This is a genomic window from Kribbella sp. NPDC050124, from assembly GCF_044460355.1.
Taxonomy (GTDB): domain Bacteria; phylum Actinomycetota; class Actinomycetes; order Propionibacteriales; family Kribbellaceae; genus Kribbella.
In genome coordinates, this window is record NZ_JBITJU010000002.1 from 274,378 (window position 1) to 295,187 (window position 20,810).

19 protein-coding genes are annotated in these 20,810 nt (G+C 70.0%); 15 read left to right on the plus strand and 4 right to left on the minus strand.

Going from position 1 to position 20,810, the window contains the following annotated elements:
- Positions 1–5: 5 nt before the first annotated feature.
- A complete protein-coding gene (locus ACIBL3_RS08190) occupies positions 6–326 on the minus strand; it encodes a Fe-S cluster assembly protein HesB (protein ID WP_396352560.1) in 321 nt (106 codons plus the stop codon).
- Positions 327–517: 191 nt separating this feature from the next.
- Positions 518–1,501 (minus strand): hypothetical protein, encoded by a 984-nt coding sequence (locus ACIBL3_RS08195; RefSeq protein ID WP_396352561.1) that lies wholly within the window; start codon positions 1,499–1,501, stop codon positions 518–520.
- 181 nt (positions 1,502–1,682) lie between these two features.
- Here ACIBL3_RS08195 and ACIBL3_RS08200 point away from each other — a divergent pair, with 181 nt between their 5' ends.
- Positions 1,683–2,537: a GNAT family N-acetyltransferase gene (locus ACIBL3_RS08200; protein ID WP_396352562.1), complete on the plus strand. Its 855-nt coding sequence runs from the start codon at positions 1,683–1,685 to the stop codon at positions 2,535–2,537.
- Here ACIBL3_RS08200 and ACIBL3_RS08205 read toward each other — a convergent pair.
- Positions 2,534–3,628: a dipeptidase gene (locus ACIBL3_RS08205; RefSeq protein WP_396352563.1), complete on the minus strand. Its 1,095-nt coding sequence runs from the start codon at positions 3,626–3,628 to the stop codon at positions 2,534–2,536. The two genes, ACIBL3_RS08200 and ACIBL3_RS08205, sit on opposite strands and share 4 nt — an antisense overlap.
- 64 nt (positions 3,629–3,692) lie before the next feature.
- Here ACIBL3_RS08205 and hisI point away from each other — a divergent pair, with 64 nt between their 5' ends.
- The 12 genes from hisI (at position 3,693) to ACIBL3_RS08265 (ending at position 13,173) form a co-directional block, all read left to right on the plus strand.
- Positions 3,693–4,022: a phosphoribosyl-AMP cyclohydrolase gene (gene hisI, locus ACIBL3_RS08210; protein WP_132211951.1), complete on the plus strand. Its 330-nt coding sequence runs from the start codon at positions 3,693–3,695 to the stop codon at positions 4,020–4,022.
- Positions 4,019–5,533 (plus strand): anthranilate synthase component I, encoded by a 1,515-nt coding sequence (locus ACIBL3_RS08215; RefSeq protein WP_396352564.1) that lies wholly within the window; start codon positions 4,019–4,021, stop codon positions 5,531–5,533. Before hisI ends, ACIBL3_RS08215 begins: the two co-directional genes overlap by 4 nt.
- A complete protein-coding gene (locus ACIBL3_RS08220) occupies positions 5,533–6,075 on the plus strand; it encodes a Trp biosynthesis-associated membrane protein (protein WP_396352565.1) in 543 nt (180 codons plus the stop codon). The genes ACIBL3_RS08215 and ACIBL3_RS08220 overlap by 1 nt, the downstream gene beginning before the upstream one ends.
- Before the next feature lie 56 nt (positions 6,076–6,131).
- Entirely contained in the window at positions 6,132–6,386 is a 255-nt protein-coding gene (locus tag ACIBL3_RS08225; RefSeq protein ID WP_396352566.1) for an HGxxPAAW family protein, read from the plus strand.
- A gap of 13 nt (positions 6,387–6,399) precedes the next feature.
- Complete coding sequence (gene trpC, locus ACIBL3_RS08230; protein WP_396352567.1) at positions 6,400–7,206, plus strand: indole-3-glycerol phosphate synthase TrpC; 807 nt, start codon at positions 6,400–6,402, stop codon at positions 7,204–7,206.
- Between the two features lie 74 nt (positions 7,207–7,280).
- Positions 7,281–8,492 carry a tryptophan synthase subunit beta gene (trpB, locus tag ACIBL3_RS08235; RefSeq protein WP_396352568.1) on the plus strand — a complete coding sequence of 404 codons (1,212 nt, stop codon included), beginning with the start codon at positions 7,281–7,283 and terminating at the stop codon, positions 8,490–8,492.
- The gene (gene trpA / locus ACIBL3_RS08240) at positions 8,485–9,309 is read left to right on the plus strand and encodes a tryptophan synthase subunit alpha (RefSeq protein ID WP_396352569.1); all 825 of its coding nucleotides are present in this window, start codon (positions 8,485–8,487) and stop codon (positions 9,307–9,309) included. The genes trpB and trpA overlap by 8 nt, the downstream gene beginning before the upstream one ends.
- Positions 9,310–9,316: 7 nt before the next feature.
- On the plus strand, positions 9,317–9,976 hold the full coding sequence (locus ACIBL3_RS08245; protein WP_396352570.1) for an SCO family protein: 660 nt from the start codon (positions 9,317–9,319) through the stop codon (positions 9,974–9,976).
- 56 nt (positions 9,977–10,032) lie between these two features.
- Positions 10,033–10,494, plus strand: coding sequence for a MauE/DoxX family redox-associated membrane protein (locus ACIBL3_RS08250; protein WP_396352571.1), 462 nt, complete (start codon positions 10,033–10,035; stop codon positions 10,492–10,494).
- On the plus strand, positions 10,491–11,204 hold the full coding sequence (locus ACIBL3_RS08255; protein WP_396352572.1) for a DsbA family protein: 714 nt from the start codon (positions 10,491–10,493) through the stop codon (positions 11,202–11,204). The genes ACIBL3_RS08250 and ACIBL3_RS08255 overlap by 4 nt, the downstream gene beginning before the upstream one ends.
- Positions 11,205–11,291: 87 nt before the next feature.
- The gene (gene lgt / locus ACIBL3_RS08260) at positions 11,292–12,455 is read left to right on the plus strand and encodes a prolipoprotein diacylglyceryl transferase (RefSeq protein ID WP_396352573.1); all 1,164 of its coding nucleotides are present in this window, start codon (positions 11,292–11,294) and stop codon (positions 12,453–12,455) included.
- Complete coding sequence (locus tag ACIBL3_RS08265; protein WP_396352574.1) at positions 12,448–13,173, plus strand: VIT1/CCC1 transporter family protein; 726 nt, start codon at positions 12,448–12,450, stop codon at positions 13,171–13,173. The genes lgt and ACIBL3_RS08265 overlap by 8 nt, the downstream gene beginning before the upstream one ends.
- 8 nt (positions 13,174–13,181) lie before the next feature.
- Here ACIBL3_RS08265 and ACIBL3_RS08270 read toward each other — a convergent pair whose 3' ends face one another.
- Positions 13,182–14,192 (minus strand): 1-aminocyclopropane-1-carboxylate deaminase, encoded by a 1,011-nt coding sequence (locus ACIBL3_RS08270; protein WP_396352575.1) that lies wholly within the window; start codon positions 14,190–14,192, stop codon positions 13,182–13,184.
- Between the two features lie 579 nt (positions 14,193–14,771).
- On the opposite strand from ACIBL3_RS08270, the gene gltB reads away from it, so the two are divergent.
- Positions 14,772–19,310: a glutamate synthase large subunit gene (gene gltB, locus ACIBL3_RS08275; RefSeq protein WP_396352576.1), complete on the plus strand. Its 4,539-nt coding sequence runs from the start codon at positions 14,772–14,774 to the stop codon at positions 19,308–19,310.
- Positions 19,310–20,776, plus strand: coding sequence for a glutamate synthase subunit beta (locus ACIBL3_RS08280; RefSeq protein WP_396352577.1), 1,467 nt, complete (start codon positions 19,310–19,312; stop codon positions 20,774–20,776). The genes gltB and ACIBL3_RS08280 overlap by 1 nt, the downstream gene beginning before the upstream one ends.
- The last annotated feature ends 34 nt before the right edge of the window (positions 20,777–20,810 follow it).

Sequence of the window (20,810 nt, forward strand, 5' to 3'; positions counted from 1 at the left end):
TCGACTCAGGGAGTCGGGGCGGCACCGTTCTCCCGTCCGGTCCCCGGCTGGGGTACCAGCAGGAACTCGACGCCGCCCTTGTCGTCGACCGCCGCGTCCAGGATCTTGTCGTCCAGGGCGTTCGCCGCGTTCTCCTCGAGGAAGACGCGCGCTCCGGCCTCCTCGACCACCTGGTCACCCGGGCGCGGCGCTTCCGTGGTCGTCACCGCCAGCGCGGGGTTGGCCGGATCCTCCTGCGAGATCCGTACCCCGGCGCCTTCCGGCGCACCCTCGACTCCCGTGATGCTCTTGATCACCAGAGTCGCGTTCTCGGTCAGCGTCAGCACAACTACTCCAACCTCTCGACATCACTGAGCCCGCCCCGTGCCCGATCCCCCACAACGCAAACCCCACCCCACCCCGCACCCGCCGAGATCGACTTTGTGCACCAGATCCGTCCGAATCGGCGAACGCCGTACGGATGCCGTGCACAAAGTCGAGCTGGAAACGGGCCGGAGGCTCGGGGGGGCCGCGGTGGCTAGGCGGGGGTGACGCGCCAGGTGGGCGCGGGGCCGGTCCGGCGGGAGCCGCGGGCGAAGGCGGCCCGGAGGCGAGCAGCGAGCTGCCCGGGGCGTCGTACGGCGTCCTCCCAGCCGAAGTGGACGAGTTCGACGCCACGATCCGCCAGTCGCTGGTCGCGCTCGAACGAACGCCGCAGCAACCGGCGACGTTCCTCGGGCGTCGCAGCCTCGAACTTCTGCAGACCGTCCGCCTCGCCGATCGTGCGGACCTCGGGCCACCAGAGATCGACTCGCTCCGGCAGCCAGCGATGGCCGTCCCAGAACTGAACCTGGAGGACTGGAGCGGGCAGCCCGGCCTCCGCGAACACCGCCCGCGCGTACGATTCGAGCGCCGACTCCGAGCGTGGATTGCCAAAAGCAACCGCCACGCGCGCCCGCCGTACACCAGGCCAGCGGTATTGGCGATCCAGCACTGCCTCGAGATCAGCGCGGGACACCGATCTGGACAGAGCGTGGTCTACGGTCACCACAGCCTCACGAAGCGGCAATTCCCGGGCCAGGTCGACCGTGGTTCGGGCGTCCGAGGTGATCCACAGGCCGTGCCGGAGCTCGAGATCGGCCTCCGTCAGGCCGGCCTTGCGCAGCAGTATGTCGGCTCGCTTGAGATTACGCCTGCGGCCAGGTTCGCAGCTGAGCCACACCGTGTCCGGAGCCGGCCGCCCGGTCGAGCTCGTCCAGACCCGGAGCCCGGTCAGCTCGGCCGCCGTGAAGTGGCTGATGACCGATCGCGGGTGCGCCGCCTGAGCACACGCTATCCGGGCCAGCCGTGGGTCGAGGTTCCCCCCGACGTACTGAGCGTGCGCCCGTTGCAGCCCGCCGTTGCGCAACAGCCGCTCGACGTCGTACTTCTGTAGCCCGAGCCGCCGCAACTCCCCATGTCCCAACGGCCGGCCCAAGCCGCTGACCAGCCGCGCCCGCACCTCCTCCCCAAGCCTCTCCACCCCCAAAGCCTCACCCAAACCACCACCCCGCCGCCGAACCCCTTGTGGATAACCCCACCTTGTGCGCCAGATCCGTACGGCGAGACGCCAGATCTACGGATCGGGTGCACAAAGTCGCCGCGCGGAAACCCGGATGCGGAGTGTCGGTGGGGTGGTGTGTGATCGGGGGATGGTGATTGTGATGGGCAGGCCGGAGGTCGACGGGCTTGATGGCGTGGTGCGGGTGTTGCGGGAGTGGCAGGTCGACGGGGCGCCGATGCAGCTGCACCCGGGCGACCTGGGGTGGTTCTGGCGGTTCGGCGGCGAGCGGACCGCGGCGGCGGTGCGGACGTGGAGCCGGGGCGGGGAGGTAGTTGCGGTCGGCATGCTGGACGACCCCGAGCTGTTGCGGCTCGCGATCGCGCCGGAGCTCCAGCGTGACGAGGAGCTGGCGCAGCGGGTTGCGGAGGACGTGTCGTTGCCGGAGCGCGACGTACTGATCGAGGGCAAGGTGTACGTCGAGGCGCCGACGGGATCGCTCGTCCCGGAGCTCCTGCACAAAGACGGCTGGGACTTCGACGACCCGTGGGTCCCGCTGCGGCGTGACCTCAGCACGCCGGTTTCGGATCCGGGTCTGCGCGTCGAGGTGGTCGGGCCGGAGCAGGCGGCCGAGCGGATCGCGGTCCAGCGGGCCTCGTTCGACGGGTCGACGTTCACCGACGAGCGCTGGCACGCGATGGCAGCCGGAGCGCCGTACGACGACGCACAGTGCCTGATCGCCCGCAACGAGCAGGGCGAGGCGGTCGCCGGGGTGACAGTCTGGTCGGCCGGCGAGGGTCGACCAGGGTTGCTCGAGCCGATGGGTGTGCACCGGGCCCACCGCGGCCGCCGATACGGTGAGGCGATCACGATCGCAGCAGCCCGCGCTCTGCAGGAGCTGGGCGCGTCGAGCGCGACCGTCGCCACGCCGGCCTTCAACGTCGGCGCGGTCGCCACCTACCGGTCGGCCGGCTTCGAGCAACTCGGCGACAAGCGAGACGTCTACCGCAAGGGCTAACCCGCAGCGTCATCGGCGGCCCGGAGCACCCGGAGGATGTTGCCGCCAGCAAGTTTTGCCAGCTCGGTGTCGTTCCAGCCGCGATCCGCCAGCGCCTGGAACAACACCGGGTACGACGCCACGTCCGGCAGCTCCTCGGGGAACTCCGGGCACCCGTCGTAGTCGCCGCCGATCCCGATGTGGTCGACGCCGGCGATCCCGCGGACGTGCTCGATGTGCTCTACCACGTCGTCCAGGGTGACCGTCGGCTTCGGGACGTCGTACACCTCGGACAGCTTGACCTGGTCGTCCGGGCGGAGCGGGTTCAGGTCCGGCACCGCCTCGCGAGCGGCCGCGATCCAGTCGACGTACCGCTGCGACACGAACGCCGGCACGAACGTGACCATGCACACACCGTCGTTGCGCGCGAGCGTCTCCAGCACGTCGTCGGGCGCGTTCCGCGGTACATCGCACACCGCCCGCGCCGACGAGTGGCTGAAGATCACCGGCGCGCTCGTCACCCGGAGCGCATGCCGCATGGTGTCCGCGGACACGTGGGACAGGTCGACCAGCATGCCGATCCGGTTCATCTCCCGGACCACCTGCTCGCCGAAGTCGTTCAGCCCGCCGAGCACCGGCTCGTCGGTCGCAGAGTCCGCCCACGACACGTTGTTGTTGTGCGTCAAGGTCATGTACCGGACGCCGAGCGCACGCATCACCCGGAGCACGCCGAGCGACTCCCCGATCGAGTGACCGCCCTCCATCCCCATCAGCGACGCGATCCGGCCGGCCTTGATCGCCGCCTCCACGTCGTCGGCCGAGGACGTCAGCTCGAGGTCCGCCGGGAAGCGCTCGACCAGTCGCCGGACGAAGTCGAGCTGCTCGAACGTGCGCCGTACGGCGTGCTCGTCCTGCGGCACCCACAGCGACCAGAACTGGGCGCCGACGTGGCCCTCCCGCAGTCGCGGCAGGTCGGTGTGCAGTTGCGGGACCGGGCCGCTCAGGTCGTGCGCGTCCAGGTCGTAGCCGCACAGCTCGTAGAAGGCGATCGGCAGGTCGTTGTGACCGTCGACCACCGGGTGCTCGCGCAGCAGTTCCGTCATCCTCGGCATCGGGCCATCCTCGCAGTTCCGGACCGTGGTCAGAAGGCCACCGGGGATCGGGGACAATAGCCGGGTGAGTATCGACGAGCTGACCTTCGACGCGGCCGGGCTGATCCCGGCAGTGGTGCAGCAGTACGACACGCGTGAGGTCCTGATGGTGGGCTGGATGAACGCCGAGGCGGTACGCCGTACCGCGGAGACCAAGCGGAGCACGTTCTGGTCCCGCAGCCGGCAGGAGTACTGGGTGAAGGGCGAGACCAGCGGCCATCGTCAGCACGTCAAGCAGATCCTCGTCGACTGCGACGCCGACACCCTGCTGGTCCTGGTCGACCAGGAGGGTCCGGCCTGCCACACCGGGACCCGCAGCTGCTTCGAGCACGGCGAGATCGAGGTCAAGCCGTGAGCCTGGAGATCCAAGAAACCGTGAACAGCCCGAGCCTGGAGACCTTCCGCGAGTACGCCAAGGACCGCCGGGTGATCCCGGTGACGCGCCGGCTGCTCGCGGACGCCGAAACGCCGATCGGGGTGTACGGCAAGCTCGCCGCCGAGCGTGAAGGCACCTTCCTGCTGGAGTCGGCGGAGAACGGCGGCGTCTGGTCCCGCTACTCGTTCATCGGCGTCCGGTCCACCGCGACGCTCACCGAGCGCGACGGCCAGGCCGTCTGGACCGGCAACCCGCCCGTCGGCCTCCCGGATCACGGTGACCCGCTGCAGGCGCTCCGCGAGACGGTAGAGATCCTGCACACGCCGCGGCTGCCCGGCCTGCCCCCGTTGACCGGCGGCATGGTCGGCTTCCTCGGGTACGACGCGGTCCGCCGGCTGGAGCGGTTGCCGGACACAACGACCGACGACCTCGGCCTGCCCGAGCTGACCTTCCTGTTCGCCACCGACCTGGCCGCGCTCGACCACGAGACCGGCGAGATCTGGCTGATCGCGAACGCGGTGAACTGGGACGACTCCGACGAGCGCGTCGACGAGGCCTACGCGGACGCGGTCCGCCGGCTCGACGCGATGGAGGCGGACCTGGCCGAGCCGACCCCGTCGTACGTCGTCCGCGCCGATCGGACCGCGCAGCCCGAGCCGCACCGGCAGCGGTCGAGCGCGGAGTACCGGCAGGCGGTCGAGCACGCCAAGGAGGAGATCCGGGCGGGCGAGGCGTTCCAGATCGTCGTGTCGCAGCGGTTCGAGCTGCAGACGTCGGCGAGCGCGCTGGACATCTACCGGGTGCTCCGCCGGTCGAACCCGAGTCCGTACATGTACCTGGTCCGCCTGGACGGGTTCGACATCGTCGGCTCCAGCCCGGAGGCGCTGGTCAAGGTCACCGAGAACAAGGTGATCCTGCACCCGATCGCCGGCACCCGCCGCCGCGGCGCGACGCCGGAGGAGGACCACGCGCTGGAGGAGGAGCTGCGGGCCGACGCGAAGGAGCGGGCCGAGCACCTGATGCTGGTCGACCTCGGCCGCAACGACGTCGGCCGGGTCTGCGCGCCCGGCACCGTCGAGGTGGTCGACTTCATGGACGTCCGGCGCTACAGCCACGTCATGCACCTCGAGTCGACGGTCACCGGGCAGCTGGCGGCCGGCAAGACCGCGTTCGACGCGCTGACCGCCGCGTTCCCGGCCGGAACGTTGTCCGGGGCACCGAAGCCGCGGGCGATGGAGATCATCGACAAGCTCGAGGTGACCCGGCGCGGCGTGTACGGCGGTGTCGTCGGCTACCTCGACTTCGCCGGTGACGCCGACACCGCGATCGCGATCCGGACCGCGGTGCTGCGCGGCACGACGGCGTACGTCCAGGCCGGTGCCGGGATCGTGGCCGACTCCGACCCGGCAGCGGAGGACGCGGAATGCCGGACCAAGGCCGCCGCCGTGCTCAACGCGATCGCTGTCGCCGGAACGTTCAGTGATGTCTGATGCGATCGCAGCGACTCGTTGACCTGTTCACCGTTGCGGCGCTGGCTCTGCTCGGGTTGTCCGCCTACCTGACCTGGTCGTCGGCCGACCCGGGCAGCGGCCGCCCAGTGGTGGACTTCAACGGCTACACGGTCACCAAGGCGCCGGTGACGCTCGCCCTGGCCTCTGTGGTCGCTGTGGTCGTTACGAAACTCGCCGGTACGGCGTTGCGCCGCGTGCTGGGCGCACTGGTCTTGCTGATGGGGGTCGCCGCGATCGGTGTCGCCTTGCAGGTGCGTCCGGACACGGACGAGCTGAGCCGGATCCGGCCCGAGCTGAGCCAGGCGGTCACCGACAGCGTCGTACTGAGCAATGGAGTGGCTCCCTGGTTCGCGCTGGCCGGGGGAGTGGCTTTGGTCGCGGCTGGGCTGATCGCGCTGCTGACAGCGCACCGCTGGCGGCGTCCTACGGCCCGTTACGAGCGTGATCCGGCCGCGAGTGGGGCGGATCACGGAGCCGATCAGTGGAAGGCGATCGACGCCGGGGAGGACCCGACTCTCTGATCGCGGCGGGCTACCGCCACAATAGGACGGGACGACGACGAGGAGTGGGCGCCACCATGGACAATACGACGGCGGATCAAGCGGTGACGCAGGTGAGCGAGGAGGCTCACGACCTGCACGGCAACAGCCCGGCGGCCTGGACCGCCGTGACCATCGTGCTGATCGCTTTCACCCTGGGCGCCATCGCGATGGTGCTCGGGCCGAACTGGGTGCTGTTCTGGATCTCGGTCGGCATCGCCGTGCTCGGCGCGCTGACCGGCAAGGTGATGCAGCTGCTCGGCTTCGGTGTCCCGGCCGACGGCCACCACTGAGGAGACCACGAACATGACGGTGCTTGACGACATCCTCGCCGGGGTCCGGGAGGACCTCGCGGAGCGCCAGGCGCGGGTCAGCCTGGACGATCTCAAGCTGGAGGCGCAGCGCAAGCCGGACGCCAAGGACCCGATGCCGATCTTCCGCGGCGACGGGATCGCGATCATCGCGGAGGTGAAGCGTTCCAGCCCGTCCAAGGGCGAGCTGGCCGAGATCACCGACCCGGCGGCGCTGGCCGGGGAGTACGAGGAGGGCGGCGCGGCCGCGATCTCGGTGCTCACCGAGCAGCGCCGGTTCAACGGCAGCCTGGACGACCTGCGGGCGGTGCGCGGCCGGGTCGACGTACCCGTGCTGCGCAAGGACTTCATCATCTCCTCCTACCAGCTCTGGGAGGCCCGCGCGGCCGGCGCCGACATGGTGCTGCTGATCGTCGCGGCGCTGGAGCAGGAGGCGCTGGTCTCGCTGATCGAGCGGGCCCACTCGATCGGGCTGTGTCCGCTGGTCGAGGTGCACGACGAGGAGGAGACCCGGCGTGCGGTGGACGCCGGAGCTCAGCTGATCGGCGTGAACAACCGGAACCTGAAGACCCTCGAGGTCGACCGGGACACCTTCGCCCGGATCGCGCCGACGATCCCGTCGCAGCTGATCCGGGTGGCGGAGTCCGGGGTCCGCGGCCCGCATGATGTAATCGAGTTCGCGCGAGCCGGGGCCGATGTCGTCCTCGTCGGTGAAACCCTGGTGACCGGCCGCGATCCTCGCGCCTCGGTCGCCGACCTGGTCGCTGCCGGATCGCACCCCGCCATTCAGCAGCGCCACTAGAACCCGGCCGGTCCACACGGCACGGGTCAGACACTCTCCCGCGCTGCAGAGCCGGGTTTTGGAAGGTTTGTCGGATGACAACTGTGCTGCCCGACCAGTTCGGGCACTTCGGCCGTTTCGGCGGCAGGTTCATGCCGGAGGCGCTGATCGCGCCGCTCGACGAGCTCACCAAGGCGTGGCGGGAGGCGATGGCCGACCCGGCGTTCACCGGTGAGTTCGAGCGGATGCTGAACCAGTACATCGGCGCGCCGAGCCTGCTGTACGACGCGACCCGGCTGTCGGACGTGGCCGGCGCCCGGATCCTGCTGAAGCGCGAGGACCTGAACCACACCGGCGCGCACAAGATCCGCAACGCGATCGGCCAGGCGCTGCTCACCAAGCGGATGGGCAAGACCCGGGTGATCGCGGAGACCGGCGCCGGTCAGCACGGCGTCGCGACCGCGACCGCCTGCGCGTACCTGGACCTCGAGTGCGTGGTCTACATGGGCGAGGTCGACACCGAGCGGCAGGCGCTGAACGTGGCGCGGATGAAGCTGCTCGGCGCCGAGGTGATCTCGGTCAAGACCGGCAGCCGGACCCTGAAGGACGCGATCAACGAGGCGCTGCGGGACTGGGTCGCCAGTGTCGACAAGACGCACTACATCCTCGGCACGGCGGCCGGTTCGCACCCGTTCCCGGCGATGGTGCGCGACTTCGTCCGCGGGATCGGCGACGAGGCCCGGGCGCAGTCGCTCGAGCTGCTCGGCAAGCTCCCGGACGCCGCGGTCGCCTCGGTCGGCGGCGGCTCGAACGCGATCGGCCTGTTCGCGGCGTTCATCCCGGACGAGAACGTCAAGCTGTACGGCGTCGAGCCCGGTGGCGAAGGCCTCGACACCGGCCGGCACGCGGCCACGATCTCTGCCGGGCAGGTCGGCGTACTGCACGGCGCCCGGTCGTTCCTGCTGCAGGACGAGGACGGGCAGACGATCGAGTCGCACTCGATCTCGGCCGGGCTGGACTACCCGGGCGTCGGGCCGGAGCACGCGTGGCTGGCCGAGACCGGGCGGGCGTCGTACCGGCCGATCACCGACGCCGAGGCGATGGACGCGTTCCGGCTGCTGTCGCGGACCGAGGGCATCATCCCGGCGATCGAGTCCGCGCACGCGGTCGCCGGCGCGCTCGACATCGCGACGGAACTCGGGCCGGAGGCAACCATTCTGGTGAACCTGTCCGGCCGTGGCGACAAGGACATGGACACGGCCGCCGCCTGGTTCGGCCTCGGGGGCAAGGAGACCGGACGTGAGTGAACTCGTTGCCCTCGGCAAGGCCGGGGTCGCGGTCCGGAAGGCCAACGACGTGGGCCGCGGTGCCCTGGTCGGGTACCTGCCGGCGGGTTACCCGACGTACGACGGTGCGCTGGACGGCCTGAAGGCGCTGGTCGACGGCGGCGCCGACGTACTCGAGCTCGGCCTGCCGTACAGCGACCCGGTGATGGACGGCGTCACCATCCAGCGGGCCACCGAGATCGCGCTCGCCGGTGGCCTGCGGACCCGGGACGTGCTCAGCACGGTCGAGAAGATCGCGGCGTACTCCGACGTCCCGGTGCTCGTGATGACGTACTGGAACCCGATCGAGCGGTACGGCGTGGACCGGTTCGCGGCCGACTTCGCGAGCGCCGGGGGAGCCGGGCTGATCACGCCCGACCTGATCCCGGACGAGGGCGCGGAGTGGATCGCAGCGGCGGACAAGCACGACCTGGACAAGGTGTTCCTGGTCTCGCCGTCGTCGACCGACGAGCGGATCGCGATGACGACGGCCGCCTGTCGCGGGTTCGTCTACGCGACTGCCGTGATGGGCGTCACCGGTGCGCGGGACAAGCCGTCGGAGCTCGCGGCGCCGTTGGTCGCGCGGGTGAAGGCGGCGACCGACGTACCGGTCGGTGTCGGCCTCGGGATCTCGAACGGGGACCAGGCGGCCGGGGTGGCGGCGTTCGCGGACGCGGCGATCGTCGGCGCGGCGCTGGTCAAGGCGCTCGGGGACGGCGGTCCGGCCGCCGTACGCGAGCTCACCGAAGAGCTGGCCGAGGGTGTCCGACGGGAACCTCGCGCCGCCGCCGGTCGTTGAACACGCCGTGAGTCGAACCAGAAACGCGGCCCTTCTGCTCGCCGCGGTGGCTCTGCTCGCCCTCGCGGGCTGCAGCGGCAAGGACAAGGAACAGGCGGACAACCCCGGTGGCGCGGTCATCCGCACCACCCAGGACCCGAACGGGTTGCGGGGGGCGGCGCTGGACCGGCCGTACGCGATGCCCGCCCAGACCCTGACCGACACCGCCGGCAACTCGTTCAACCTGGTCACCTCGACCAAGAAGCCGGTCACGCTGGTGTTCTTCGGCTACACCAACTGCCCGGACGTCTGCCCGACCGTGATGGCCGACGTGGCGTCCGCGCTGACCAAGCTGGACGAGCCGGTCCGGGACCAGGTGCAGGTGTTGTTCATCACCACCGACCCGTCCCGCGACACCGGCCCGGTGATGCGTAAGTACCTGGACCGTTTCGACCCGGCCTTCGTGGGGCTGACCGGGTCGCTGACCGAGATCAAGACCATCGCGAAGGCCGTCGGCGTACCGGTGGAGGGCATGAAGAAGTTGCCGTCCGGCGGTTACGAGGTCGGCCACGGTGCGCAGGTGCTCGGTTTCGGCAAGACCGACAAGGCGAACGTGCTCTGGTTGTCGAACGCCGCCATCGGCGACCTGGCGCACGACTTCGGAAAGCTGGTGGCGGACAACCAGTGAAGGCCCCTTCAACTTCTTCTGCTTTTCGTGCGAAGCACCAGTCTTGGTTTCCCTGGGTGTCTTTGGCGGCGCGGCTGGTGCTCGGCGGCGTGATGCTGGTGGCCGGCGCGTTGAAGGTGACCGATCCGGAGACCGCGTCCCAGGCGGTCCGCGCGTACGAACTGCTGCCGGAGGCGCTGGTCGCGCCGGTCGGCTGGGGACTGCCGTTCCTGGAGATCGCGATCGGATTGCTGTTGATCGTCGGTTTCGGTGTCCGCGCCGCGGCGGTCGCCGCGGGTGTTTTCATGGTCGTGTTCATTGCCGCGGTGGCCTCCGCCTGGGCGCGCGGCCTGGCGATCGACTGCGGCTGCTTCGGCGGCGGCGGGCAGGTCGCCCCGGGTGACACGAAGTACCTGCAGGAGATCCTGCGGGACCTCGGCCTGCTGCTGCTGGCAGTCTGGCTGTGGTTGAACCCGGTGAGTAAGTTCGCCCTCGAGTCCGATCCGCATACACCCCCGACAGGAGCCCCGGCGTCGTGAGCAAGACCAAACCTCCCGTGAACCCGCTGCTGCAGCAGAAGAAGCGGTGGATCTCGCCCGGGATCGTCGTGGTGATCGTGCTGGTGCTGGCTCTGGCCGGCGGTGTCGGAGTGCAGTACTGGCGCAGCCACTCCAAGGTCGAGGTGAGCTCGAACGGCCGCCCCGAGCCGGCCGTGATCCAGGGACCAGGCACCTCGGGCAAGGGCGTCACGGTCGGCCAGGAAGGCGCCAAGGCGCATATCGACATCTACCTGGACTTCCGCTGCCCGCACTGCGCGGAGTTCCACGAGGAGACCGGCGCGACCGTCGACAAGCTGGTCCAGGACGGCACCGCCACGCTGACCTACTGGCCGCTGAGCTTCGTGAACCCCGACGCCTCGCCGCGGCTGGCCAACGCCTTCGCCGCTGCGGCCGCGAACGGCAAGGCGCTGAGCTACGCCGACGAGATGTACGCCGACTTCTCGAAGTCGTGGACCACCGACCAGCTGATCGAGCTGGGCAAGCAGCTGGGTATCGACGACGCGAAGTTCGAGCAGGCGGTGCGGGACAACAGCTACGCGGGCTGGCTCGACACCGTGTCCAAGGCCGCGGACGACCGCGGGGTGACCGGGACGCCGACCGTCTTCGTCAACGACAAGCAGCTGGAAGCCGACAGCCTGACCGCCGAGGGCCTGCAGAAGGCCGTCGACGAGGCCGCGGCGGCCGGCTGAGGCTCACGCACCGAGTCCCCATCGTGACCCCGAGTTCCTGGCCGCGGTGGGGACGGTCGAGTAGCGTTCCTGCTTGCCATGATTACTATGCCGTCTAGCCTGATCTCCGCCGTGATCGTTCCGGCGTCCATTCCCAGTCCGAGCCAGGGTGTCTGGCATCTCGGTCCGCTGCCGATCCGCGCCTACGCGCTGTGCATCCTGGCCGGCATCTTCGCCGGTTACTGGCTCGGCCGCCGGCGGTGGGTCGCCCGCGGCGGGTCGCCGACGGTGCTGGCCGACATCATGTTCTGGGCCATCCCGTTCGGCCTGGTCGGCTCCCGGATCTACCACGTGGTCACCGACGCCGAGCTGTACTTCGGCCCGGGCGAGAACCCCATCGACGCGCTGAAGATCTGGCACGGCGGGCTCGGTATCTGGGGTGCGATCGGGTTCGGCGCACTCGGCGCCTGGATCGCCTGCCGGCGGGCCAAGGTGCCGTTCCTGGCGGTCGCCGACGCGATGGCGCCGGGGCTGGCGCTGGCGCAGATCTTCGGCCGGTTCGGCAACTACTTCAACCAGGAGCTGTTCGGCCGGCCGACGAACCTGCCGTGGGGCCTCGAGATCGGCTTCAACGAGCGGCCGGCCGGTTTCAAGGACTTCGCCACCTTCCACCCGACGTTCCTGTACGAAGCGCTCTGGAACGTCGGCGTGATCGCGCTGATCATCCTGCTCGGCCGCCGCTTCACCCTCGGCCACGGCCGCGCGTTCTTTCTGTACGTCGCCGCGTACACCGCCGGCCGCGCGTGGATCGAGAACATGCGCATCGACACCGTCAACCACTTCCTCGGTCTGCGGCTGAACGTCTGGACCTCGTTCGTCCTGTTCGTGCTCGCCGTGGTCGCCTTCGCGATCAGCGCCGTCAAGTACCCGGGCCAGGAAGACATCTCCACCGGCCCCGCCGCCGGCCAGCCCCTCGACGACGCCGAGGCATCAACCGACGCGCCGGACGAACCAGCGAAGCCGGAAGACAGCACAGCTCCGGTCGGCGCCACCGCAACCGCCGCAGGAGCCGAGTCCACCGCGGGTGCCGAGTCCGGCGCGACCGCGGATGCCGAGCCCGGCACGTCGTCGGAGCATGACGAGGCGACCTCCGCAGCTCCTGAGCGGAGCTCGGAAGACTCCGCCGAGGCGGAGCCGGCCGGAGGATCGGCTGCCTCGGACACCCGGCAGCCGGTCGAGTCGAGTAACGGATCAGATGGGGCCCGTGACTGACGGACCTGAGGTTTCGGCCGAGCATCTCGGGGACCACACGCACCGGGATGTGAACGGCGGCTGGCTGCGCCCGGCGGTGTTCGGGGCGATGGACGGGCTGGTCTCGAACTTCGCCCTGATCGCCGGCATGGACGGCGGCACCGAGTCCGGCTCGCAGTTCATCGTGCTGGCCGGGCTGGCCGGCCTGGCCGCGGGCGCGTTCTCGATGGCGGCGGGGGAGTACACCTCCGTCGCCTCGCAGCGCGAGCTGGCCCGCGCGGAGATCGAGCTGGAGCGTCAGGAGATCGAGCGGCACCCGGTCGACGAGGAGATCGAGCTCGCCGAGACCTACCGCGCGAAGGGCCTCGACCCGGACCTGGCCAGCAAGGTCGCCAAGCAGTTCCACACCGACCCGGACCAGGCCCTCGAGGAACACGTCCGCGAGGAGCTCGGCATCGACCCGCACGACCTGCCGAACCCCGTGGTCGCCGCAGCGTCCTCCTTCATCTGCTTCGCCGTCGGCGCGTTCATCCCATTGCTGCCGTACCTGCTCGGCGCCGGCAACGTCGTACCCGCCCTGATCCTGTCCCTGGGCTCCCTGTTCCTCTGCGGCGCGATCGTCTCCCGCGTCACATCCCGCTCCTGGTGGTACTCCGGCCTCCGCCAGCTGATCCTCGGCGGCCTGGCCGCGGCCCTCACCTACTTCGTCGGCACCCTGGTCGGGCCGGGCATCGGTTAGGACACGACCTAGGCGCGGAACAGCCCGCTGTATGCGTTCAGTGCGGGCTGGCCGCCGAGGTGGGCGTACAGGACGGTGGAGTCCTTGCCGATGTCGCCGTTCCGGATCAGGTCGATCAGGCCGGCCATCGACTTCCCTTCGTACACGGGGTCGATGATCATGCCTTCGAGCTCCCCGGTCAGCCGGATCGCGTCCAGCGTCGACTGCACCGGGATGCCGTACAGGTCGCCGGCCCAGCCCTCGAGCACGGTGATCTCGTCGTCGCGGAGCTCGCGACCGAGCCCGATCAGCTCCGCGGTGGCGCGGGCGATCCGCTCGACCTGGTCGCGGGTCTCCTGCAGCTTGGCGCTCGCGTCGATGCCGATCACCCGCCGCGGCCGGTTCTGCCCGGCGAACCCGGCGATCATGCCGGCGTGCGTCGAGCCGGTCACCGAGCAGACCACGATGGTGTCGAAGAAGACGCCGAGCTCGCGCTCCTGCTGCTCCACCTCGTAGGCCCACTGCGCGAACCCGAGCCCGCCGAGCCGGTGGTCCGAGGCGCCGGCCGGGATCGCGTACGGCGTACCGCCGCGCGCCTCGACGTCCGCGAGCGCCTGCTTCCAGCTGTCCTTGAAGCCGATCCCGAAACCGGCCGGGTCGAGCCGGACCTCGGCGCCCATGATCCGGCTGAGCAGGATGTTGCCGACCCGGTCGTTCAGCGCGTCCGGCCACTCGACCCAGTTCTCCTGGACCAGCACCGCCTTCAGGCCGACCTTCGCGGCGACCGCGGCGACCTGCCGGGTGTGGTTGGACTGGTACCCGCCGATCGAGACCAGCGTGTCCGCGCCCTGGGCGAGCGCGTCGGGGATCAGGTACTCCAGCTTCCGCGTCTTGTTGCCGCCGTACGCGAGCCCGGAGTTGCAGTCCTCCCGTTTCGCCCAGATCCGCGCGCCACCCAGGTGGGCGCTGAGCCGGTCGAGCGGATGCACCGGACTCGGCCCGAACAACAACGGGTATCGCGGGAAATCAGCCAGTGCCATGCGTTCCTCCGAAACTCGGTCGCCGGGCGGCGGCGCCGTGACTAGGGTCGGCCAGATGTTCCCCGGCGAGATCCAGGTCCAGCCGTCCACCTACCTCGACCACCTCGGCACCATCTTCGCTCGCTTCGGCTCCGACACCCAGGACTCCGGCAACATCTCGTACGGCGTCCAGACCGCCGACGACCGGTACTTCGTCAAGACCGCGGGCGATCCGGCGGCCACAGCGCGCTCTGCGGTCGTCAGACGGTCTCGGAGTCGGTTCTGCGCACCCCACGAGGGCTCGGCCAGGTTCACCCGCGCAAACCGGCCTAGAGCGCCTGCCAGAGCCTCTCCAGACCACACCGCAGGGTGGGTTGTCTCAGCAGGTGAGTTTTGGGGGAGGTGGGTGGTTCGGGGCGGGGGGTTGTTGGGAAGATAGGGGCTGGTAGTGAGCGCTTGCTTACTATGGGTGAGAAGGGCGTGGTGACGGTGGAATGGAAGTCCATCTGTCGGGCGTCATGAGGTAGTCTCGGGACTCCCGGCTTGGGCCAATGTTGTCCCGCGGCCAGTTGTTGACCGTAGGACGACGGGAGCTCCTGAATGTATGGTCGCCCGCCCCTCTTCAGCCGGCACCGCCCGAGCGAGGGTCTTTACGACGGACAGCACGAGCATGACGCCTGTGGTGTCGCCTTCGTCGCGACCCTGACCGGTGAACCGAGCCACGACATCGTGGCCAAGGCGTTGACCGCCCTGCGCAACCTCGAGCACCGCGGCGCTTCCGGCGCCGAACCGGACTCCGGCGACGGCGCCGGCATCCTGATCCAGGTCCCGGACGCGTTCTACCGCAAGGTGTGCGAGTTCGAGCTGCCGGTGCAGCGCAGCTACGCGACCGGTATCGCCTTCCTCCCGGCCGATCCGGACGACGCCGCCAAGGCGGTCGCGCGGATCGAGGAGCTCGCCGCGGAGGAGAACCTGGCCGTCCTGGGCTGGCGCGACGTCCCGACCACCCCGGACCTGCTCGGCGCCACCGCCCGTTCGGTGATGCCGACCTTCAAGCAGCTGTTCGTCGCCGCCAAGGCGGGCCGCGTGCTCGGCCTGGCGCTGGAGCGGATGGCCTTCCGGCTGCGCAAGCGCGCCGAGAAGGACACCGAGACGTACTTCCCGTCGCTGTCGGGGCGGACCATCACCTACAAGGGGATGCTGACCACCGACCAGCTGGACAAGTTCTTCCCGGAGCTGACCGACCCCGACCTCGCCTCCGCGATCGGTGTCGTGCACTCGCGGTTCTCCACCAACACGTTCCCGTCCTGGCCGCTGGCCCACCCGTACCGGTACATCGCCCACAACGGCGAGATCAACACCGTGCAGGGCAACCGGAACTGGATGCGGGCCCGCGAGGCGCTGCTGGCCAGCGACCTGATCCCGGGCGACCTGGAGCAGCTCTACCCGATCTGTACGCCGGGAGCCTCCGACTCGGCGTCGTTCGACGAGGTCCTGGAGCTGCTCCACCTGGGCGGCCGGTCGCTGCCGCACGCGATGCTGATGATGATCCCGGAGGCGTGGGAGAACGCCACCACGATGGACTCGCAGCGGCGCGCCTTCTACGAGTTCCACTCGACCCTGATGGAGCCGTGGGACGGCCCGGCGTCGGTGGTCTTCTCCGACGGCACGAAGGTCGGCGCCGTGCTCGACCGCAACGGCCTGCGCCCGTCGCGCTACTGGGTCACCGAGGACGGTCTCGTCGTACTCGCGTCCGAAGCCGGGGTGCTGGACATCGACCCGGCCACGGTCACCGAGAAGGGCCGGCTCGAGCCGGGCAAGATCTTCCTGGTCGACGTCGACGCGCACCGGATCATCACCGACTCCGAGGTGAAGAACGCGCTCGCGGCCGAGGCGCCGTACGACGAGTGGCTGCACGCCGGCCTGATCCGGTTCGAGGACCTGCACGAGCGTGAGCATGTCGTGCACAGCCACGCCTCGGTCACCCGTCGCCAGCAGGTGTTCGGGTACACCGAGGAAGAGCTCCGCGTCCTGCTCACCCCGATGGCCAAGACCGGCACCGAGCCGATCGGGTCGATGGGCACCGACACGCCGATCGCCGTCCTGAGCGAGCGGCCGCGACTGCTGTTCGACTACTTCGCGCAGCTGTTCGCGCAGGTCACCAACCCGCCGCTGGACGCGATCCGCGAGGAGCTGGTCACCTCGCTGTCCTCGTCGCTCGGCCCGGAGGCGAACCTGCTCAGCCCGAGCCCGGCGTCCTGCCGCCAGGTGGTGCTGCCGTTCCCGGTGATCACCAACGACGAGCTGGCCAAGCTGCGCCACATCAACCTGGACGGCGACATGCCGGGCCTGGCGACCACGGTGCTGCGCGGCGTGTACGACGTCGAGGGCGGCGGCGAGGCGCTGAAGGCACGGCTCGAGGCGATCTGCGCCGAGGCGACCGCCGCGATCGAGGACGGCGCCCGGATCCTGGTGCTGTCCGACCGGCACTCGAACGCCGACAGCGCGCCGATCCCGTCGCTGCTGCTGACCGCCGCGGTCCATCACCACCTGGTGCGGGAGAAGACCCGGACCCAGGTCGGCCTGGTGGTCGAGGCCGGTGACGTCCGTGAGGTCCACCACGTCGCCCTGCTGATGGGGTACGGCGCGGCCGCGATCAACCCGTACCTGGCGCTGGAGTCCGTCGAGGACCTGTGCCGCCGGGGCACCTACCTGCCGGGTGTCGAGCCCGAGCAGGCGGTCCGCAACGTGGTGAAGTCGCTCGGCAAGGGCGTGCTCAAGGTGATGTCGAAGATGGGTGTGTCGACGGTCGCGTCGTACACGGGAGCCCAGATCTTCGAGGCCACCGGTTTGGCGCCGGAGCTCGTCGACACCTACTTCACCGGTACGTCGTCCAAGCTCGGCGGGATCGGGCTCGACACGATCGCCGAGGAGGTCCGGCGCCGGCACCTGCGGGCGTACCCGGCCGACGGCATCCTGACCGCGCACCGCAAGCTGGAGATCGGCGGCGAGTACCAGTGGCGCCGTGAGGGCGAGCCGCACCTGTTCGACCCGGACACGGTGTTCCGGCTGCAGCACAGCACCCGGACCGGGCGCTACGACATCTTCAAGCAGTACACGTCCCGCGTCGACGAGCAGTCGGAGCGGCTGATGACGTTGCGCGGGCTGTTCGGGTTCGATTCCGACCGGGAGCCCATCCCGGTGGAGGAGGTCGAGCCGGTCAGCGAGATCGTCAAGCGGTTCTCCACCGGCGCGATGAGCTACGGCTCGATCAGCGCCGAGGCGCACGAGACCCTCGCGATCGCGATGAACCGGCTCGGCGGCAAGTCGAACACCGGTGAGGGCGGCGAGGACGCCGACCGGCTGTACGACCCGAACCGGCGCAGCTCGATCAAGCAGGTCGCGTCCGGACGGTTCGGTGTCACCTCGGAGTACCTGACGAACTCCGACGACATCCAGATCAAGATGGCGCAGGGCGCGAAGCCCGGCGAGGGCGGTCAGCTGCCCGGCCCGAAGGTGTACCCGTGGGTGGCCAAGACCCGGCACTCGACTCCGGGGGTCGGGCTGATCTCGCCGCCGCCGCACCACGACATCTACTCGATCGAGGATCTGGCCCAGCTGATCCACGACCTGAAGAACGCCAACCCGCAGGCGCGCGTGCACGTGAAGCTCGTCTCCGAGGTCGGCGTCGGCACGATCGCCGCCGGCGTCAGCAAGGCGCACGCGGACGTCGTACTGATCTCCGGTCACGACGGCGGCACCGGCGCGTCCCCGCTGACGTCGCTGAAGCACGCGGGTGGTCCGTGGGAGCTCGGCCTGGCCGAGACCCAGCAGACCCTGCTGCTCAACGGGTTGCGGGACCGGATCGTGGTCCAGACCGACGGTCAGCTGAAGACGGGGCGGGACGTGATCGTCGCGGCCCTGCTCGGCGCCGAGGAGTACGGTTTCGCCACCGCGCCGCTGGTGGTGTCGGGCTGCATCATGATGCGGGTCTGCCACCTGGACACCTGCCCGGTCGGCGTCGCCACCCAGAACCCGGTGCTGCGCGAACGGTTCTCCGGCAAGCCGGAGTTCGTGGTGAACTTCTTCGAGTTCATCGCCGAGGAGGTCCGGGAGTATCTGGCCGAGCTGGGCTTCCGGTCGCTGGACGAGGCGATCGGGCACGCCGAGGTGCTGGACATCCGGCGCGCGGTCGACCACTGGAAGGCCGACGGCCTCGACCTGTCGCCGATCCTGCACGTGCCGGCGCTGCCCGAGGGCGCCGCGCTGCACCGGACCGTCGAGCAGGACCACGGCTTGGACAAGGCGCTCGACAACGAGCTGATCCGGATCTGCCAGCCGGCGCTGGAGACCGGTGAGCCGGTGCGGGCGCAGCTGCCGATCCGCAACGTCAACCGGACCGTCGGGACGATGCTCGGCCACGAGATCACCAAGCGGTACCGGTCCGCGGGCCTGGCTGACGGCACCATCGACCTGACCTTCACCGGGTCGGCCGGCAACTCGTTCGCCGCCTTCGTCCCGCGCGGTGTCACGCTGCGCCTCGAGGGTGACGCCAACGACTACGTCGGCAAGGGCCTGTCCGGCGGCCGCGTGGTCATCCGGCCCGACCGCCGGGCGCGGTTCGACGCGGCCGACCAGATCATCGCCGGCAACGTCATCGCGTACGGCGCGACGTCCGGCGAACTGTTCATCAGCGGCGGCGCCGGCCAGCGGTTCTGCGTCCGGAACTCCGGGGCCACCGCGGTCGTCGAGGCGGTCGGTGACCACGCCTGCGAGTACATGACCGGTGGGCGCGTCGTCGTACTGGGCGCCGTCGGCCGGAACTTCGCGGCGGGCATGTCGGGCGGCGTGGCCCACGTGCTCGACCTGGACCACTCCCTGGTGAACCCGGAGCTGGTGGACCTGCACCCGGTCACCGAGGACGAGTCCGAACTGTTGCACGACCTGGTCCGGCGGCACCACGAGGAGACCGGTTCGGAACGGGCAGCGAAGCTGCTCGCCGACTGGCCGGCCGCGGCTGCCAGATTCACCACGGTGATGCCTCGCGACTACGCCCGGGTGCTGGCGGCCAAGGCGGCCGCCGAGCGGGACGGGCTGGACGAGGACGCCACCACGCGAGCGATGATGGAGGCCATCTGATGGCTGACCCGAAGGGATTCCTGACCACCGGCCGGGAGGTCGCCGGACGGCGCCCGGTCGACGAGCGGGTCAAGGACTGGAAAGAGGTCTACCCCGGTGGGCCCGGCAAGGCGCTGCTGCCGATCATCACCAAGCAGGCCGGCCGCTGCATGGACTGCGGCATCCCGTTCTGCCACAACGGCTGCCCGCTGGGCAACCTGATCCCGGAGTGGAACGACCTGGTCTGGCGCGACGACTGGTCCAGCGCGATCGAGCGGCTGCACGCGACCAACAACTTCCCGGAGTTCACCGGGAGGCTGTGCCCGGCGCCGTGCGAGACGTCCTGCGTGCTCGGCATCAACCAGGACCCGGTCACGATCAAGAACGTCGAGGTCGCGATCATCGACAAGGCCTGGGAGACCGGTGACGTCAAGCCGCAGCCGCCGGAGTGGCTGACCGGCAAGACGATCGCCGTCGTCGGCTCCGGCCCGGCCGGCCTGGCTGCTGCCCAGCAGCTGACCCGTGCCGGTCACACCGTCGCGGTCTACGAGCGGGCCGACGCTCCGGGCGGGCTGCTGCGCTACGGCATCCCCGAGTTCAAGATGGAGAAGGAACAGGTCGACCGCCGGATCCAGCAGATGAAGGAGGAGGGCACGGTCTTCCGCTCCGGCGTCAACGTCGGCGTGGACGTCACCGGGACCCAGCTCAAGCAGCGGTACGACGCCGTCGTCATCGCGACCGGTGCGACCGCGGCCCGCGATCTGCCGGTGCCGGGCCGCGAGTACGGCGGCATCCACCAGGCGATGGAGTACCTGCCGCAGGCCAACCGGGTCGCGCTCGGCCAGCACGTGGACGACCAGATCCTTGCCACCGGCAAGGACGTGGTGATCATCGGCGGCGGTGACACCGGCGCCGACTGCCTCGGTACGGCGCACCGCCAGGGGGCCCGCTCGGTCACCCAGCTGGAGATCATGCCGCGGCCCGGCGACGACCGGCCGGCCGGTCAGCCGTGGCCGACGTACCCGATGATCTACCGGGTCGCCTCGGCGCACGAGGAGGGCGGCGAGCGGGTCTACTCGGTCTCGACCGCCAACTTCGAGTCCGATGCCCACGGCAACGTGTCCGGGCTGAACCTGGTCGAGGTCGAGCTCAAGGACGGGAAGTTCGCGCCGATCGAGGGCACCGAGCGGACCATCCCGGCGCAGCTGGTGCTGCTCGCGATGGGCTTCCTCGGCCCGGAGCGCGAGGGCTTCCTCGAGCAGCTCGGCGTCGAGCTGGACGAGCGCGGCAACGTGAAGCGGGACAAGAACTACCACACCTCGGTCGAAGGGGTGTTCGCCTGCGGCGACGCCGGCCGCGGTCAGTCCCTGATCGTCTGGGCGATCGCCGAGGGCCGCTCCTGCGCCAACGGCGTCGACACCCACCTCACCGGTTCGTCCACCCTGCCGACCCCCATCCCACCGACAGCCCGCCCGCTGGCGGTCTGATCCGACGGCGATGAACCGGGCCGTGGGCAACAAA